Source organism: Abyssicoccus albus, from assembly GCF_003815035.1.
In the GTDB taxonomy this organism is placed as follows: Bacteria; Bacillota; Bacilli; order Staphylococcales; family Abyssicoccaceae; genus Abyssicoccus; species Abyssicoccus albus.
In genome coordinates, this window is sequence record NZ_RKRK01000002.1 from 293,478 (window position 1) to 312,803 (window position 19,326).

At 32.3% G+C, this 19,326-nt stretch carries 18 protein-coding genes; 16 read left to right on the plus strand and 2 right to left on the minus strand.

The genetic code is table 11. The features are described 5' to 3' along the window. Positions 1–63: 63 nt before the first annotated feature. Positions 64–1,326, minus strand: coding sequence for a BaiN/RdsA family NAD(P)/FAD-dependent oxidoreductase (locus tag EDD62_RS01490; RefSeq protein ID WP_123807262.1), 1,263 nt, complete (start codon positions 1,324–1,326; stop codon positions 64–66). A gap of 147 nt (positions 1,327–1,473) precedes the next feature. Here EDD62_RS01490 and EDD62_RS01495 point away from each other — a divergent pair, with 147 nt between their 5' ends. From EDD62_RS01495 to EDD62_RS01525, 7 genes are all read left to right on the plus strand, one after another. Then, positions 1,474–3,114 (plus strand): putative polysaccharide biosynthesis protein, encoded by a 1,641-nt coding sequence (locus EDD62_RS01495; protein WP_170152739.1) that lies wholly within the window; start codon positions 1,474–1,476, stop codon positions 3,112–3,114. Beyond that, entirely contained in the window at positions 3,111–3,800 is a 690-nt protein-coding gene (locus EDD62_RS01500) for a pseudouridine synthase (protein WP_123807264.1), read from the plus strand. Before EDD62_RS01495 ends, EDD62_RS01500 begins: the two co-directional genes overlap by 4 nt. Positions 3,801–3,900: 100 nt before the next feature. After that, the gene (locus EDD62_RS01505) at positions 3,901–4,413 is read left to right on the plus strand and encodes a hypothetical protein (RefSeq protein ID WP_123807265.1); all 513 of its coding nucleotides are present in this window, start codon (positions 3,901–3,903) and stop codon (positions 4,411–4,413) included. 159 nt (positions 4,414–4,572) lie between these two features. Then, positions 4,573–5,988 (plus strand): dipeptidase PepV, encoded by a 1,416-nt coding sequence (gene pepV / locus EDD62_RS01510; RefSeq protein WP_123807266.1) that lies wholly within the window; start codon positions 4,573–4,575, stop codon positions 5,986–5,988. Between the two features lie 486 nt (positions 5,989–6,474). Next, complete coding sequence (locus EDD62_RS01515) at positions 6,475–7,272, plus strand: phosphotransferase family protein (protein ID WP_077140590.1); 798 nt, start codon at positions 6,475–6,477, stop codon at positions 7,270–7,272. After that, positions 7,273–7,917: a tRNA (guanosine(46)-N7)-methyltransferase TrmB gene (gene trmB, locus EDD62_RS01520; RefSeq protein ID WP_123807267.1), complete on the plus strand. Its 645-nt coding sequence runs from the start codon at positions 7,273–7,275 to the stop codon at positions 7,915–7,917. Between the two features lie 132 nt (positions 7,918–8,049). After that, positions 8,050–9,189, plus strand: coding sequence for a MalY/PatB family protein (locus EDD62_RS01525; RefSeq protein WP_123807268.1), 1,140 nt, complete (start codon positions 8,050–8,052; stop codon positions 9,187–9,189). A 1-nt stretch (position 9,190) separates the two neighbouring features. Here EDD62_RS01525 and EDD62_RS01530 read toward each other — a convergent pair whose 3' ends face one another. After that, a complete protein-coding gene (locus EDD62_RS01530; RefSeq protein ID WP_123807269.1) occupies positions 9,191–9,490 on the minus strand; it encodes a hypothetical protein in 300 nt (99 codons plus the stop codon). 242 nt (positions 9,491–9,732) lie between these two features. Here EDD62_RS01530 and EDD62_RS01535 point away from each other — a divergent pair, with 242 nt between their 5' ends. From EDD62_RS01535 to EDD62_RS01575, 9 genes are all read left to right on the plus strand, one after another. Continuing rightward, on the plus strand, positions 9,733–10,818 hold the full coding sequence (locus EDD62_RS01535) for a M42 family metallopeptidase (protein WP_414731043.1): 1,086 nt from the start codon (positions 9,733–9,735) through the stop codon (positions 10,816–10,818). A 239-nt stretch (positions 10,819–11,057) separates the two neighbouring features. Next, positions 11,058–11,867 (plus strand): DUF1444 domain-containing protein, encoded by an 810-nt coding sequence (locus tag EDD62_RS01540; RefSeq protein ID WP_123807271.1) that lies wholly within the window; start codon positions 11,058–11,060, stop codon positions 11,865–11,867. A gap of 229 nt (positions 11,868–12,096) precedes the next feature. Next, complete coding sequence (ytpR, locus tag EDD62_RS01545; protein ID WP_123807272.1) at positions 12,097–12,717, plus strand: YtpR family tRNA-binding protein; 621 nt, start codon at positions 12,097–12,099, stop codon at positions 12,715–12,717. 91 nt (positions 12,718–12,808) lie between these two features. Continuing rightward, positions 12,809–14,515: an FtsK/SpoIIIE domain-containing protein gene (locus EDD62_RS01550; RefSeq protein WP_123807273.1), complete on the plus strand. Its 1,707-nt coding sequence runs from the start codon at positions 12,809–12,811 to the stop codon at positions 14,513–14,515. 12 nt (positions 14,516–14,527) lie between these two features. Further along, the gene (gene murC, locus EDD62_RS01555; protein WP_123807274.1) at positions 14,528–15,829 is read left to right on the plus strand and encodes a UDP-N-acetylmuramate--L-alanine ligase; all 1,302 of its coding nucleotides are present in this window, start codon (positions 14,528–14,530) and stop codon (positions 15,827–15,829) included. A gap of 117 nt (positions 15,830–15,946) precedes the next feature. Continuing rightward, a complete protein-coding gene (locus tag EDD62_RS01560) occupies positions 15,947–16,516 on the plus strand; it encodes a DUF948 domain-containing protein (protein ID WP_170152740.1) in 570 nt (189 codons plus the stop codon). A 35-nt stretch (positions 16,517–16,551) separates the two neighbouring features. Then, positions 16,552–16,995, plus strand: coding sequence for a YtxH domain-containing protein (locus tag EDD62_RS01565; protein WP_077140580.1), 444 nt, complete (start codon positions 16,552–16,554; stop codon positions 16,993–16,995). Between the two features lie 131 nt (positions 16,996–17,126). After that, positions 17,127–18,188, plus strand: a complete 1,062-nt coding sequence (locus EDD62_RS01570; protein ID WP_211329113.1) for a bifunctional 3-deoxy-7-phosphoheptulonate synthase/chorismate mutase — start codon at positions 17,127–17,129, stop codon at positions 18,186–18,188. Between the two features lie 92 nt (positions 18,189–18,280). Next, positions 18,281–19,267 (plus strand): substrate-binding domain-containing protein, encoded by a 987-nt coding sequence (locus EDD62_RS01575; RefSeq protein ID WP_123807276.1) that lies wholly within the window; start codon positions 18,281–18,283, stop codon positions 19,265–19,267. Positions 19,268–19,326 lie beyond the last annotated feature (59 nt).

Consider the following 19,326-nt stretch of genomic DNA (forward strand, 5'->3'; position numbering starts at 1 on the left):
GGATGAAAGCTGGCGACTTAAAAATAGAGGATGCATCGTTCAAGATGCATCCTCTATTTTTAGCTATTTTAAAGTTGTACTGTATCCAGCAACATATCCAGTCACAAGTGCACTTGTAATATTATATCCACCTGTGTATCCATGAATATCAAGCAATTCACCAGAGAAATATAGATTGTTTTGAAGTTTTGATTCTAACGTTTTAGGGTTTATTTCTTTTAATTTTATACCGCCGCCGGTTACAAAAGCATCTTCTATTGATTTTGTACCGTTAACAGAGAATGAAAAATGTTTTAAAGTCTTAACGAGATGGATCTTATCTTCATTTTTCAGATGGTGTCCAGTTGTTTCTATATCGATATTTAATCGATCAATCAAGAGTTGGATAAATCGCTCTTGTAAAATGGACTTTAACGAATTAATGATCAGTTTATTTTTGTTTTCTGCAATAAGATTTGTAACTTCTTTCATAAGTTCTGTTTCATTTTTATTTGGGAATAAGTCAATTGCCATTTTAATTTGTTTTGTTTTTTGTTTTTTCTGTTGCTTATATACAAATTGTGAGCAACGAAGTGCTGCGGGTCCTGAAATACCAAAGTGTGTAAATAACATATCCATTTCATGAGTAATGACAGGTTTTCCTTTTTTATCTAAAACACTGAGTGCTATGCCTTTAAGACTGAGTCCTTTCAGTTCGTTAGACTGGATGAATGGTTCATCGCTTAAAATAGGGACTTCAGTTGGAAATAACTCTGTTATCGTATGGCCAAATTGAGCAGCGAATTTATACCCATCTCCTGTAGAACCTGTTTTTGGCACACTTTTACCACCTGTTGAAATAACCAAGTGTGTGCATTGGTATGATTGTTGTTTTGTTATAATATTATACAACTTTGTTTCTGAATCATATTCAATCGAGTTAACTGTTGTCTCTGTCTGAACAGACACGTTCAATTCAGATAACTTATTTAGAAATACATTTAATATGTCTTTTGATTTATCAGTGACAGGAAACATACGACCATGATCTTCTTCTTTTAGAGGTACACCGTTTGATTCAATAAATTCAATAATGGATTGATTATCAAATATAGAGAATGGACTATATAGGAATTTGCCGTTACCAGGTATATGTTTGATAATTTCTTCGTATGGAACATTATTCGTTACATTGCAACGCCCACCACCTGAAATAAGTAATTTTTTTCCGAGTTGTTTATTCTTTTCTATTAGGCAAGTTGAATTACCATTAGATGCACTTGCGATGGAAGCCATTAATCCGCTAGGGCCTCCTCCAATGATGATCGTATCAAAATGAGTTGTCATATGATCACTCCAATCGGTTCAAATTATTTGTTGTATGACTTTCTAGTGTATAATATTTATTGTAATATATTAATCATAATGACTTTAAGAAATATTATAATTTATAATAAATTGGAGTTAAAATATTAAACGTTAGGGATGGAATGGATGAAAGATCAAAGTAATATTATGAGAAGTACTACTTTTCTAACGGGTTCAACGTTTATATCGAAATTAATCGGTGTATTTTATTTAATCCCATTTTTTATGATTATTGGTGGAGAGGAAAACCTCTCATTATATGGATATGCTTATGTCCCTTATACAATTATGATTACGATAGCAAATGCGGGAATGCCAGGGGCGGTGAGTAAATATGTCGCCAAATATAATGCACTTGGTGCATATAAAGTCAGTGAAAAATTGTACAAATCCAGTCTTTTAATTATGTTAACTAGTGGTTTTGTCTTTTTTGTTATCATGTTTGCGGGCGCACCTTTCATAGCTGAATTAACAATTGCAGGTAAAGATAATGTCGGTTGGTCTAAAGAAGACGTTACTGAAGTTATTAGAGTCGTGAGTTTTGCGATAATATTAATTCCGTTTTTTGCGACATGGCGAGGGGTATTTCAAGGATTCGAGTCGTTTGGTCCAACAGCGTTATCGGTTGTTGTAGAACAATTAGGACGAGTATTATTCTTACTAACAGGTGCATATATCGTAATGGAAATGCTTGGTGGTTCTATTAAATTAGCAAACGAAGTGGCAACATTTGGAGCAACGATAGGTTGTTTATCAGGTTTAGTTGTTTTATGGATGTTTTGGCGAAAACGTTATCCTCATATTAAGAAACAGATTGATTCAGATGATACGCATATCGATGTGAATTATAAGAGAATGTATTTCGATATTATTAAAACAAGCATTCCATTCGTAGTCGTTTCGATCACTTATCCATTATTGATGATTATCGATCAATTTACGTTGAGCAAAGGGCTAAGTTTAGCAGATGTTCCAGAAATGTTACACGACAAATATTTTGCGATGCTAAATATGACAACGCATAAAATAGTCATGATTCCATCGAGTTTAGCCGCTGGATTTGCGGTGGCACTTTTACCTTACGTTGCAAAAACTTTTGCTAGAGGTGAACATCATGAAGTGAGTGAGCAAATTAAAGGTATGATTGGAACTGTTTTGTTCTTCACATTACCAGCAAGTGTCGGTATTTTTATTTTAGCGGCTCCATTATATACAAGTTTTTATCATTACGATATCGATGGTATTACTTTATTATACAACTATGCACCCGTCAGTATATTAGTGTCACTCTTTTCACTCATTGCGGCGATTTTGCAAAGTATTGATCGCCAATATTTATCAATGTGGATCGTTTTTGTCATGCTTGGCTTAAAAGCGTTACTCAATATTCCAATGGTGACATTGTTCGAAACTAAAGGAGCAGTTTATACGACGTTACTTGTGTTCGTAATCGGTATTATAATTTTCTTACTGTTTATTAAGAAATATACAGAGTTTAGAGTGAGAATGTTGACGAGAACGATTATTTTGAATGTGTTTTATACGCTATGTATGGCAGTGTCTGTGATGCTAGTTTATATGGCGCTGGCATTTACAGTGTTTGATATTTCCAATAGAATACACGCCGTATTAACATTGATCATTAGTGTCTTGGTCGGTATGTTCGTTTATGGATTTACGACACTTAGATCACACTTTGCTGACTTATTTATCCCTAAATTATCAGCCAAAATACGACACAAGTTTAAATTAGGGACATCATCATGAGGTTAGATAAATATTTAGTACATTGTGGAATAGGATCTAGAAAAGAAGTTCAGAAAATCATTAAGAAAGGCTATATTGAAATCAATGATAATCAAATAAAAAAGTCTAATATTTATGTATCTGAAGAAGATGTCATTACGATGGATGGAGAACGAATTGACTATATTGATCATGTTTATCTGATGTTAAACAAACCGGCAGGTGTTGTCACAGCTGTGGAAGATGCGGTGCACGACACTGTAATAAAATTTGTGCCAGAACAGTATCGTCATCGTTCAATCGTTCCGGTAGGACGGTTAGATAAAGATACAACCGGTCTGTTATTATTAACTGATGATGGCCAATTCAATCATCATTTGATGTCACCGAAACATCATGTCAAAAAAGTTTATGAAGTTACACTTGTTGAATCAGTAAGTGATATGGATATAGAACAAATAGAGTCAGGCATAGTATTGAAAGATGATACCCAGTGTCAACCGGCAGCCATTAAAATAATGGATGAAGATACAAAGGTCGTTCATATTGAGTTAACTGAAGGAAAGTATCATCAAGTGAAGAGAATGTTTGCGGCCGTAGGCAATAGAGTTTTACAATTAAAACGCATTCAACTCGGCTCATATGTATTAGATGAAGAATTAACAGAAGGTTCAATCATAGAAATTAGTAAAGATGATATACGATGATAGAATTTATACAGAATTCATAACTAATGTTTAATGAGCATATTGTTGGGTATATATTGAATATGTAACGAATAATAATTTAAATAGAGGTGTATATATTATGAAAAAAAGAAGTTTCTTAGGTTCATTATTAGTGTTAGGTGGAGCAGTTGCTGCTGCAGTTTATTCAAATAAACAATCACGTGATTTATTAACATCAGAATTTGAAAAAGCAAAGCAAGATCCAAAAGCTTATGCTGAAAACTTAAAAGAGACAGTTAATACGAAATCACAAGAAGTACAAAAATTAGCACAAGAAGAAATTAACAAAGCAAAAGAAGATCCTAAAGCATATCGTGAGAATGTTACTAAAGTCGCGCAAGAAAAGTCTGCTCAATATAGACAAAAAGCTCAAGAGAAATCGAACCAAGTGAAAGAACAAGCGAATTCTAAAGTAGAAGAAATTAAAAAGAAAAAAGATAATTCAGCACCATCAGATGCAGAGTTAGAAGCGAATGAGATGGATGCTGAGGGTGGAGCGTCTAATATCCACGTTGTAACAAATGAAAATATTGATAACGTAAAAGCTGAAGATGATACAGTTGTTGTAGAGGTAAATAAAGACAACAAATAATAGCAAATTTTAATTTTTCTCAATCATACTTACTTCATATTTTGAAGTAAGTAATTTTTTTGTGCTGTTTATTCTAATTTATTGAATAGAATGCATTATCGTTTATGAATCGATATAATAAGATAATAAGCAATACAATAATGACTAGGAGGAAGCACTATGGATTTCAAAAAAATTGTGAGTCAATATGAACAGCAAATATATGACGATTTAGTAGGGCTAATCAATATTAAATCAATTCGTGAAGACGAATTGAAAAGTGAAACAACACCAGTTGGACCTGGTCCTAAGGAAGCATTAGACTACATGTATAAACTTGCTAAACGTGATGGTTATGATGTGGTAGATGTTGAGCATATTGCAGGTCATATTGATTTCTCAAGTGGTGATGAAACAATTGCGATGCTATGTCATGTAGATGTCGTGCCAGCGGGATCTGGTTGGGATACAGATCCATTTGAAGCGGTCATTAAAGAAGATAAAATTATAGGGCGCGGTACATTAGATGACAAAGGACCAACGATTGCAGCATATTATGCAGCAAAAATTTTAACGGATCTTAATATTGAAGTGAATAAAACATTTAGAATGATTATTGGTACAGATGAAGAAAGTGATTGGCAATGTACAGCAGCATATTTTAATCATCAACCTATGCCAGACCTCGGATTTGCACCCGATGCTGATTTCCCATTGATTCATGGAGAGAAAGGGATTTCAACATTTGATGTGATGTATTCTATGAATGATATAACAGATGAACATTCGGTGATTGATGATGTTACTGTGTTAGAAGTTACCAGTGGTGACCGTTACAACATGGTGCCCGATCAAACATCTGTTACATTACGAATTAAGGAACAAATGACACGTGTCATTCAGCAATTTGAAAACTACATTCGAGAAGAAGGCATAGAAGGGAAAGCGTTTGTCGATCAAGGTGATTTAATCCTTACAGTAAATGGTAAGTCAGCACATGGTTCAACACCTGAATTAGGTCATAATGCGATGTTTGATATGATTGAATTTTTAGATACGCTTTCTGTTGATGAAACGTTTAGACCATTTATGGAAATGTATAAACATGAATGGTTGAATAATTTAAATGGTGAATTAAATGATATGAATTACTCACATGAGGTGATGGGAGATGTATCGATTAATGCAGGCATTGTTAGATATGTTAGAGGTAAACAAGCACATGTAGGTGTCAATCTTAGATTCCCTACAGGTTATTCATTTGATCATCAAATTGAGCAATTAAGAAATCGCCTAGGACAAACGTTCAACATTAAATTAAATGAAGTGCAACAGCCTCATTATGTTGATCCAAATGACCCATTTGTTGAAACTTTATTGACGGCATATCAGAACCAGTCAGGAGATATGACACCACCGTTTACAATCGGTGGAGGGACATATGCAAGGACATTAGATAAAGGTGTCGCATTCGGTGCAATGTTTAATGATTCTGAAGATTTAATGCATCAGGCGAATGAATATATATCAAAAAAACAACTGCTTGATGCAACGGCGATTTATTTAGAAGCTCTTTATTTACTAAATGAAAAGTAATGTCAAGCATAAAAATTTAAAATTAAATTATAAATAAAATTTTAGTTAACTGATATGGAAAAAATAGAACTTATGTTCTTGATTTTTGTATTATAAAAGATTATATAATCGTTATACATCTGTTAATTTTGTTAAATAAGTGTTAAATATCGAACGTAATGTAAATTTTTATCCACTATATTGGTACTTGAAATATTGTGTTATAGCGTATAGAATTTTAAATAGAGATAACAAGAACGGATATAACACATCATATATTTTCACATGATATATAATTATTATTTCAACTTTTAAATATCAAACAATATGTGATGAAACTGAATGAAAAGAATAAAGATGTGGAACTCTATATATGATTCATAGAGTTCCTCTTTATTCCATAAAGTATTTATGTTGTGGCTTTTGATAAATAGGTATATTAATCTTATTTAACTTTTAAATTTAGTATTAACAAATAGATGTCAAAGAATTCGAGGTGAAATAGGCGTGGAACATTTTTATCAACTAGGGTGGACATTGGACTCTGCAGGTGGGCAGTCTGGTGAAGCATATAAAGCAGAGCAAAACGGTGAGCGTCTATTTCTTAAGCGTAATGCATCTCCATTCTTGGCAGCATTGAGTGCTGAAGGTATTGTGCCGAAACTTTTATGGACGAAGCGGATTGAAACTGGTGAAGTGGTCGCAGCTCAAGATTGGAAAAATGGTCGTTCCTTGACTGAAGAAGAAATGAAATCTAGTCGTGTTGCAGAAATATTGAATAAAATTCATCACTCTAATCATTTGCTCGTACTACTTAAAAAAATGAATGTAGATCCGATTACACCATCCATGTTGTTGAATGAGATTAATCAATCAATGTCAGCACAACTTTTATCAAATGAAACGATTATTGATGCTGTAGACTATTTGAATGAATTTGTTCCATCAAATGATGTAAAAGGATATACGTTGTGTCATGGTGATGTAAATCATAATAATTGGTTGCTCTCTGAACAGGACGAGTTATTTTTAATCGATTGGGAAGGTGCAATGATTGCAGATCCTTCAATTGATGTTGGGATGGTGCTGTATAATTATGTGCCGTATGACGAATGGAAATCATGGTTTGAGCAATATGATTTTAAACCTGAAGTGTCATTCCTGTTACGTATGAAATGGTATGCCATTTTACAAGGTGTAACGTTAATTATTTGGAACGCAAAAGAAAAGCGTTACCAACAAATGAATCAATGGATTCAATTTGTTGACGATGTATTAACGCATAATATAAACGAGGTTTTGTAAATGAGAATGAGAAATAAGCCATGGGCGATAGATTATTTAAATCAACATTCAGAGATTGTTGTCACAGAAGTGGATGATTTACAACAAGATGTATGGCAACAATTTATTCGTTCCAATGACATTAAACATATTGAAGTCGGTAGTGGGATGGGACGATTTATCACAACGCTTGCTAAACAAAATCCCTATATTCAATATATATCTGTTGAACTGGATAAGAATGTTATGGTGAGAGTATTAGATAAAGTTCTAGAGCAAAATTTAGATAATATTCGCCTTATTTGTTTGCCGATAGAAGAAATACATGATTATTTAGCAATTAATCCACTTGATCAATTATACCTTAACTTTTCTGATCCATGGCCGAAAAATCGCCATGAAAAAAGGCGTTTAACACATCATAATTACTTATCAATTTACGAAAAGTTTCTAAAAGATGACGCATTAATTCAATTCAAAACAGATAATCGAAAGTTGTTTGAGTATTCTCTCATATCAATGAGTCAATATGGTTATCAGTTTGTTGATATCAATTTACATGTACATGATAGAGAGCCTGATGATAATATTAGAACTGAATATGAAGAGAAATTTTCTTCTAAAGGTTCTAGAATATATATGCTAAAAGCAAAGCTTAATGAATAAGCTTTGCTTTTTCAATTATTTATAATGATTGATATAATTAATATAAATTAAACTGGAGGGATTATTATCGTTAACTTTAATGAACCAATAGACAGAACGGGTGTTCACGCTGCTCAAACAGATGGCATTAAAATGATGTTCACGCGTGATGATTTAGAGCCGTACTGGGTTGCAGATATGTTTGTTAAAACGCCTGACTTCGTTGTAAAAACAATGCACGACAGATTAGACCATTCAATGTTTGGTTACACGCTTTGGAAGCATGATGATTTTTATCAACCAATTCGCTATTGGTTTAAAGAGCGATTCAATACGACATTATTTAAAGAGAATCTTTTGTATGTTCCTACTGTATTATTTGCAATTACGGAAATCGTTAGGATGATGTCTAAAGAAGGTGATAGTGTTATATTACACACACCGAGTTATAATGCATTCTTAACGTTGTTAAAAGGGAACAATCGAAAAATTATTGAATCTCCACTCGTACTCAATGAACAAGGAACTTATGAGTTTGATATAGATGTCTTTGAGCAGAGAATCATACAAAACGATGTCAAAGTGTTTATTTTATGTAACCCACAAAACCCAACAGGAAAAGCGTTTAGTCGTGAGACGTTAGAGCAGTTAAAAGCAATATGTCATAAACATAATGTATATATTATTAGTGATGAAGTGCATATGGATTTTGTTAGGACAGAAAATGGACATGAGACAATGGCCAAAGATTTAATACATGAAGATCGAATTGCTGTTGTAACAGGGCTTGGAAAAACATTTAATTTAGCGAGTATTACGCACGGTGTTTTGATTTCAAAAGATAAATGGTTATTAAAAAAATTAGAATCAAATATTCATAAAGTTTATGGTCTATCGCCTGCTAATTCACTTGCATTATCGGCGATAGAAGCAGCTTACACTAAAGAAGGTATCGAATGGGTCAATGCTTTGAATGATCATTTAGAAAGTAATATGAAGTATATAAAACAATATATAGAAGATCATTTAAGTCATGAATTGTCTATGGAAATACCTGAAGCAACTTATTTAGCATGGATTAGTTTTGAGAAGAGTGGATATAATGAGAAGGAAGTACAAGATGCCTTACAAAATGTTGGACGAATAGCATTAAGTCCTGGTCATCATTATGAATTAAGTGAATCGGTTCACTTTAGATTGAACGCTGCATCACCACATGAACGGATTGAAGAAGCGATGACTAGAATTCATAAGGCGTTTAAATATTTAAAAAACAAAAAAAATCCATCATAGACTATTGTTCTGTGATGGATATTATTTCAAGTGTTGTTGCATTCACCTTAAATAAATAACGTTTAGAATCTGTTGAAATTTCACCAGTGTATATTTTTTGAGTGACTCCAAGATGGCTTTCTTTTTCTGTTTTATAAATAATATATGCATCAGTATATTCACTGAACTCTGCTTTGACTTTCTTTAAAGCTTTGAATGCGTGTAATTCATTTTGTTCTTGATCTATAAATGTTGCAACAGAACGTGTAAGAAGTAATGAAGCTAGAACGGTAGAACCGATGATAATCCATTTTTTATTCATTTTAAAAGCTCACCCTTTGCGAAGTTATTTTATTACTTAAAGGAGTATAATGATTAATTTAGAAGTTAATATAAAAGTTGGATTCTTTTGAACAACATTTTATAATTTACACTTGCTAATTGCCTTAAGTTAACTTTAACGGGTTACAATAAATAAATCAATGATCTGTTATGCTATACTCATAATAAGGATATTATTAGATTATAGAGAGTATATAATGACGATTAGGAGGAATAATACATATGTTAAATGAACAAACAATTAAAAGAATGAAAAAATTAACAGAAGCCCATGGTGCACCTGGTTTTGAAGATGATGTTAGAGAAATTATGAAAGATGAACTCAGTCAATTTAGTGATGAGATTGTATATGATGGGTTAGGTGGTATTTTTGCTGTGAAGAAATCATCTAACAAAAATGCAAAAAAAGTTATCATTGCTGCGCACATGGATGAAGTTGGCTTTATGGTAAGTCATATTCAAGATAATGGCTTATTAAAGTTCGTACCTTTAGGTGGATGGTCGACAGATGTTATTTTAGCTCAAAAGCTTGAAGTCAAAGCTTCAAGTGGAGATTACTATACTGGCGTTGTCGGTAGTGTACCAGTACATTTTAGAAAGCAAGAATCAAAAGGTGGAAAGCCAAAAGTTGAAGATATGTTATTAGATGTTGGTGCTTCGAGTAAAGAAGAAGTCGAAGGAATGGGTATTGAACTAGGAGACTCAATTGTACCTAAAGTTGAATTTGAACAGATTGGTCCAAAAGACAGTGCTAGATATTTAGCTAAGGCTTGGGATAATCGTTATGGATGCCTTGTTGCAATCGAGGTGTTAGAAGCATTGAAAGATGTCCAGCTTGATTTTGATTTATATGTTGGTGCTAACGTTCAAGAAGAGGTTGGACTAAGAGGTGCTAAAGCAAGTTCAAATATGATTAAGCCTGATATTGCATTTGTTGTTGATTGTTCTCCAGCAAATGATATGTTAGGTAAAGACGACGATATGGGTAAATTAAACAACGGAACTTTACTTAGAATAATGGATGGTACAATGATTTTAAGTCCACAAATGAAAACTTTACTCAAAACAACAGCTGATGATCATGACATTAAATATCAATATTATAGATCGCCAGGTGGAACAGATGCAGGCAGTATTCATTTATCAAATGAAGGGGTATTAAGTGCTGTTGTAGGCATTTGTTCAAGATATATTCATACCAGTTATTCAATTATAGACTCAAGAGATTACGAAGCAGCTAGATCACTATTGACTATACTAATAAAATCATTAGATGATAAAAAAATAGAATCTTTATACCATTCTTAAATGATTTATTGTCAAATGATGTACGTTAAAGATGTACGTTAAATTTGAATAAATTTATAAAAAATAATAACCTTACATTCTCATAGTTACGATTAGAATGTAAGGCTTATTTTATGTAAAATAGAAGCATATTTGAAATATTAAAATGTATTACAAACAATGTGTTAAAATGTTATCAATTACACGTTTTATGGTGATATTAATAAATTTGACAGAGCGTTAGAAAGTGAAGTGTAAGTATGAATGTATTTGAAATGAGAGATTTAATTAAAGAGCAACTTGACTTATCTAAAGTGAATACATCTTTTAATCTAGAAGATGATACACTTAGAATTGAAAGAAAAGATAATGAAAAAGGTTTATCGATTAAAATAGGTCAAGTCATCAATAAATATAAAGAAAATGGTGAACAAGCAGTTGAAGAAATTGTTTATTATATTAACTCTACAATAGAAGCTCACGGATTAGATGAGAGTCAATTCAATGGTGATGATATTTATCCAGTCATTCGTGCGACGAGCTTTCATCAAGAGACGACAAGTGGAAGTAGATTTATTACTACACCCCATACTGCAGAAACAATGATCTACTATGCGATTGATTTAGAAAATACGTATCGATTAATTGATGAAAGTTTAATTACGAAATTGAATATGACAGAAGAAGAAGTAAAAGAGCGTGCTCTATTTAATATTAAAAGAAAACCAACGCCAATGAATCAAGATGAAGTGAACGGAAACATTTATTATTTTGTAAATTCAAAAGATGGTTATGATGCATCAAGAATATTGAACAAACCATTCCTAGAAGAAATGAAATCGAAAATTGAAGGTGAAATGATGATTGCGACACCTCATCAAGATACGTTAATTATTGCAGATATTAGGAATTCAACCGGTTATGATGTGTTAGCACAAATGACAATGCATTTCTTCACGAATGGTATTGTTCCGATTACGTCGCTATCATTTAGCTATAAAGACGACGGTTCATTAGAGCCTGTATTTATTTTAGGTAAACAAGGTAAAAGTCGACATAAAAAAGAGTAAAAGGTGATGAATAGCACATATAAACATCAATGTAATTCAGATGAAAACCTAAATTTAATCAATACAACATAGTAAGCATTTTATTTAATATTTTATAATGATTTCAAAGCTTGAAACGAAGGTATAGTAAATTAAATATATATTTGAGAAGGTATGTTTGATTTTCAATAACAGTTAATAACAATCTTTAAACACATTCTAAATACACCAAAGAATAGGGGAATTAATGATGCAAGTATACTATAATGAAGTTGGCTTAGGAGATAAATTAATTATTCAATTAGCACAACCTAACGGTCCGATTGAAATTGAAGACAAAAACAAAGTGACAGTTATCAAGTCGAAAGAAGAACATGAAAATATTGTTGGACTCAATCTATTTGATGTAAAAGACCAACTCGATATAGGCCAATCAAATGGTATGATTCAATTAAATGAAAAGCAATTAAGTAAGATTAATGAGCTGTTAGAATCAGAAGGAATAAACGTTAACCTTAATCATTACAAACCATCTTTTGTGGTGGGGTATGTGCAATCGATAGAATCTCATCCAGATGCAGATAAACTATCAGTAACATCAATTGATGTTGGCGAAGAGGACCCATTACAAATTGTATGCGGTGCACCTAATGTTCAAGCAGGGAAGTATGTTGTTGTTGCAACTGTAGGATCAATGATGCCTAGTGGTATGGCAATTAAACCTTCAAAACTAAGAGGTGTTGAATCTAATGGAATGCTTTGTTCATTAAAAGAGCTAGGCTATGTGAATGCACCGAGGGAAAAGGGCATATATTTAATGGATGAAGGTCATATTGGCCATCCATTTTCATTTGAATTGATTAAAGAGTGATAAATGAGTATTGAATCAATGAGGAATATAAAGTAATGAGACATTAAATTTAAATATATTAATGCTCACTTTAATTTAAGGAGTTGAAAATATGTCACCAAGAAGACGCCGACCAAGAAGGTTTGAGAGTATTGAAAGTCATGACGTTGATCGGAAAATTTATGATCAGTACAATGAATCGACTCGTCAATATGTTAATCCTTATGATGATCAATATGAAAAAAATCATCGCGCTAATCGTTCTAATCAATATGAAACCGCTCATCATCAGCGACCAAAATATAAAGAACACAATGAGCAATATGAATCAATCAATGTGCCTAAATATTCAGTTACACTTAAAGCACATGATGTGCCTAGTGCAATTTTCGGACATCGTGAAGTGAATAAGTCATCAAAGCTATTTCATCATAATGCATTAAATTCACCTGGACCTAAAACGAAAACTGATGATGAAGAAAAATTACAAGCAGTTATTAATCGTGATGATGAAATTAAACAAAGCGATTCATATAAACCAAATATTGATGCTGCAAGTCTGAAAGGCCACTCTATAATTGTTGAAGAAATTAAAAATAATAGAAAACCTAAGTCTAACTTTGGATATTATGTTCATCAAGAAGAACGTCAAAAAGAAAAAGAACAGCAACAATTAGCAAAACAAGAAGAAGCAAAAATAGCGTTAAATCATTTAAAAGAAGTTAAGAATGATGAATCAACTTCACGAAGTGAAGTTGATAATTCAAAATTAGATTTAAAACATGAAGATCATGAAGGAAATAATGATTCACTAACTCTATCGAAAGAACTAAATGATAAACAAGTGACAGAGAGTGATCATGATTCAGTGAAAGAAATGTCATCTAAAGAAGAACGTTTTAATTGGAATAAAAGAACTAGTAGTGCTAAAACGCATAAACTCCATCAACAAAAGTGGAGCTTCGGGGATGATGAGACGGCAAGCACTAAACAGTACATGGATAAAGTTCTACAATCAAATGTGTATAAGCTTGTAAAATCAAAGCTCGGTGTTGCAATCGGTTATAATAAGAGTGGAACACACGTCATAAGCGAAATGAATAAAATGCCACATATATTAATGGTAGGTAGAAATTGTGAGTCGTATTTAAAGCAATTGGATATTATGATGTTATCTATGTTTTATCGTAACACTGTTAACCAATTAAAATTATCAATTCATAATTTGAATGAACAAGATATACTAAGTGCAAGTCATTTTGAGTCATATGAAGAATTGCCATATTTAGCGCATCCAATCAACACAAAAACAGATCGACTGTTTGAATTATTACATGATTTATCGAAGGAAATTAGTGAGCGTAAACGAATTTTCGGACAAATGTTTGTCAGCAATTTATATATGTATAATCAGAAAGTATCCCATGATCAGCAGTTACCTTCAATTATAGTAATGATCAACGGGTTTGATCAAATTAATTTGAATGCGTCACAATTTAATCAATTTGAGAAATTGATGAATACATTAACACTTCAAGGTAAAGCTTATGGTATTCATTTTGTTCTAATGACAAATAAACCTTCTAAAGAAATATTGACACATAATATACGTCAATATGTTAAAACGAGAATTGCGTTCAATGTTCGTGATGTAGAACATTCTATGTATACAATTGGTCGTCAGGGTGCTGAGATTTTGGAGGACGATCATAGTTTTTTATATGTAAGTCATGATGCGAATCACCCTAACATTTTACATCAATTTGAACTACCACAGTCCATTAAAGAAGAAGCCTTCAAAAAGTTGAAAATGAACTAAAGGAGCAAAAATATGACGAAGTATTATTTTATAGGAATAAAAGGATCAGGTATGAGTGCGTTGGCACAAATCTTGCATGATTTAGGTCATGAAGTAATCGGTAGTGATATCGATAAATATTTTTTTACAGAACAAGCCTTAATAGATAAAGGTATTAAGATTTATCCATTTAATAAAGATAATATTAAAGAAGGATATACAATTATATTGGGCAATGCATTTCCTGATCATCATGAAGAAGTGGTTGAAGCTAAAGCGTTAGGGCTTGAAATTATTAGATACCATGATTTCTTAGGAGATTTCATGAAACAATATACAACAGTCGCTGTGACCGGTTCTCATGGGAAGACGAGTACAACAGGGTTATTAGCTCATGCAATGAACGGTGATAAAGCAACGAGCTTTTTAATTGGTGATGGAACAGGGTTTGGCCAATTGAATAGTGAATATTTTACGTTTGAAGCGTGTGAATATAGAAGACATTTTTTAAGTTATTATCCTGATTATGCAATCATTACAAATGTAGATTTTGATCATCCAGATTATTTTGATGATATACATGATGTATTTTTGGCATTTCAACAAATGGCAGAGCAAGTCAATAAGGCATTAATTTGTTGTGGAGATGATGAACATTTACGTGATTTAAACGTAACAAAGCCAATTTACTATTATGGATTGAATGAAAATAATGATATTATCGCTACAAATATTACTCATAACGAATCATTAACTTCATTTGACATGAAAGTCAATGATGAATTAATCGGTAGATTTGATATACCATTACATGGTTCACATCAAATATTAAATGCGTTGAGTGTATTAACGATATGTTATTTAGAAGAAATGGATATGGAAAAAGTTCAAAAAGCATTACTCACTTATGGTGGTGTGAAAAGAAGGTTTACAGAGAAAAAGGTGAATCATCAAGTTTTAGTGGATGACTATGCACATCACCCGACCGAGATTAGAGCAACAATTGAAACAGCTCGAAAAAGATACCCTAATAAAGAGATTATTGCAATATTCCAACCTCATACGTATTCTAGAACGAAAGCATTACTTAATGAATTTGCAGAAAGTTTAAGTGAAGCTGATCATGTCTACTTATGCGATATATTTGCATCAGCAAGAGAAGCATCTGGTGATTTGACGATTGTTGATTTACAGAACATTATTGTCAATAGTCAAGTGTTGAAGTTAGAAGAGGTCGAAATATTAAATCAACATCACGAAGCAGTATTTTTATTTATGGGTGCTGGTGATGTGAATAAGTTTCAAAGTGAATTTGAACAAATTATAATCAATTAATTAGTTATTTATAATTTTATGATGGATTAAATGATATCAATAGTTTATAAATGTTTATATTACATAGACTATGGGTAGATTAATTAAGAAACCAATAGTTATAGGAGGAAACAAATTATGTGGGAAATTATGTTATATGCGGCAGCATTAATTGCAGCCATTGCTTTATTAATTATTTGTATCGTTGGGGCAGTTGTATTATTATCAGTGAAGAAAAACTTAGATCATGTTGCGAATACGCTTGATGGTGTTCAAGGTCAAATACAAGGCATTACTCGTGAATCTACAGATTTACTTCATAAAACAAACCGTTTAGTAGAAGATGTTCAAGGTAAATCACAAAAAGTTAATTCAGTATTTGATGCTGTCAATGGATTAGGATATTCAGTACAAAACTTAAACCATTCAGTAGATCGAGTAACTAACTCAGTTACACATAACGTATCTAAAAATGAAGATCAGATCTCACAAGTTGTACAATGGTCAAACGTTGCAATGGAAATTGCCGATAAATGGCAAAACCGTCGTAACCGTAACAATCATATGAATCAATTCAAATCAAATAATAATCAAACGAAAAATGATACAGCAGTGAATCCTGAATATACAACTGTTGATGATGTGAATGACGTAAATTCACCAGATATTGATCGTATTCATAAAGAAATTAACGATAAAGAAAAATAATATCGAAAATAAAACTTTTCGGGTAGGTGTTTTAAATGGAACAATATAATAGAGATGAGCATATTCGAGATATAGAATCGTATGAGGCTCAAATCAAATCTACAGCAGCACGTGACTTAACGATTGGTATTGTAATTGGTGGAGTGATCGGTTCAATAGCAGGTATACTCTTTGCACCGAAATCTGGACAAGAATTACAACAAGATATTAAGTCTTCAGTGACAAATATTTCAGATGAAGTCACTAATAAAAGTACTGAAATTAAAGATAAATCGAATCAATTTATTAATGATGTGAGTGCTCAACAAGAGCAAAAAGCTCGAGTGAAAGATCAAGTTAATAAACTTAAAGAAATGGATGATAAAACAATTTCTCAACATCAGCAAGCAACAAAAGAAATTGATCAGTCGAATAAGTTCATTGATCAAGCTGAGCAACCTTCAACGAATCAAGTTGATATGTCTAAATACAATAAATAATATTGAATGATTTAGTGAATTTAATCATTATTTAAAGGCCCAATGATATGAATTGGGCCTTTATTATGTTATATTTAAGTATACAAAATTTTGATTAAAATGAATGATGAGGTGGGTTTGTCTTGACACAGATTCAAAATATTCAACAATTACGACAACAAGTAGATTATATAGATGACGAACTATTACAGTTACTTAAAAAGCGTGGAAATATTGTTCAGCAAATCGCTCAAATAAAACAGAAAGAAAAGCTTCCGATACAAGATATTGAACGCGAGCAACAAAAGCTTACTAAATTAGTAAATCAGCACATTGAACCATACAGTAAAGAACAAATCGTTTCTTTATATAGATTAATATTAAATCAATCTATTGATTTACAGAACAGTATAAATGGGGCTTCTTCCGATACGAATAGTTTAAAAGTATACCGAACACATTCACAACATAATACTAAAGTAAGAGTTGGTGATGTTGTATTTGGTGAGGAACCAGTCTATATTTTTGGTCCGTGCGCAGTTGAAGATGAACAACAAATGGATACCGTGGCCAATGTGATGAGTCAAAAAGGATTAAAAATTATTAGAGGTGGTGCATATAAACCACGTACTTCACCATACGATTTTCAAGGATTAGGTGTTCGAGGTTTGGAGATTCTTAAATCTGTAGGAGAAAAATATAATTTAGCAACAATTAGTGAAGTGGTTGATGCAAGTCAAGTTGAAGTTGCGGCAAACTACTTAGATATGTTCCAAGTAGGGGCAAGAAATATGCAAAACTTCCAGTTGCTGAAAGCAATTGGAAGAACAAACAAACCTGTTTTACTTAAGAGAGGGTTAAGTGCGACGGTTGATGAATTTCTTCATGCAGCAGAATATATTTTAAATGAAGGTAATCCTAATGTTGTTTTATGTGAACGAGGCATTAGAACATATGAACGTGCGACAAGAAATACGTTAGATATTTCCTCTGTACCGATTATTAAGAGATTATCTCATTTACCAATTATTGTTGACATAACTCATTCAACAGGTCGTAAAGACATTATGCAAGAGATTGCAAAGGCGAGTATTGCAGTTGGTAGTCATGGATTAATGTGCGAAGTCCATCCGAATCCACCCATTGCATTAAGTGACAAGAATCAACAACTTAATATAGATGAATTTAAATCATTATATGATGTAATTTGTTAAAAAATTAACACATTTACAGTGTGATTTGAATTTAACTCTTAAATAAAAACTGGTACACTGAATGTAACCGTTATCAATAGGAGGACCAGAAGATGAGTGTAACAATTTATGATGTAGCTAAACATGCAAATGTAAGTATGGCTACTGTTTCTAGAGTTGTAAATGGTAACCCAAATGTAAAACCTGCAACTCGTGATAAAGTGAATAGAGCAATAGAGGAATTGAACTACAGACCAAATGCTGTTGCAAGAGGTTTAGCAAGTAAAAAGTCAACAACAATTGGTGTTGTTATTCCGGATATATCTAATATTTATTATGGTCAATTAACAAGTGGTATGGAAGATATCGCAAACATGTATAATTATCAGACATTATTTGCAACATCAGACTTTAATAAAGATAAAGAGATTGCCATTATGGAAAGTTTCATAAGTAAACAAGTCGATGGTATTATTTTCTTAGGTGGTATGATTTTTAATGAGACGAAAGCGTTGATTAAATCTTCAAATATTCCAGTCGTCGTCGCTGGGACATTGCCAGATAATGATGATATTCCAACGGTTAATATTGACTATCTCGATGCTTCATACCACGTCGTAGAAGAATTAATTCGTCGTGGTCATCGATCATTTTCGTTAATTATGGGAGATAGAGAAGTTAAAAGCAATCAATTGATGATAGAAGGCATACAAAAAGCTTTAAAAGATAATGCGGTTAATGATATAAACTTAATTATCGATCAATCATTTGGTTATGATGTTGCTTATTCGAAAGTCCATCAAGTTAATATAGAAGAAACTGATATCGTATTAACACAGACAGATGAACAAGCAGTTGCTGCATTGCAATATTTCACAGACCATAATATTAATGTCCCAGATGATATTCAAATTTTAAGCTTTATTGATTCTAAGTTACTCCACATGGTTAGACCAGATATTTCAGCAGTAGAGCAGCCGCTATATGATATTGGTGCAGTCGGTATGAGGTTGCTAACAAAGTTCATGCTAAATGAAACAATAGATGAGAAACATGTTAAATTACCTTATACTATACAATATCGCAAAACAACTAAATAAAGACCGATGAGTTATACTCATCGGTCTTTATTTTAATCGTCTTTTTATCTTTTGGTTGT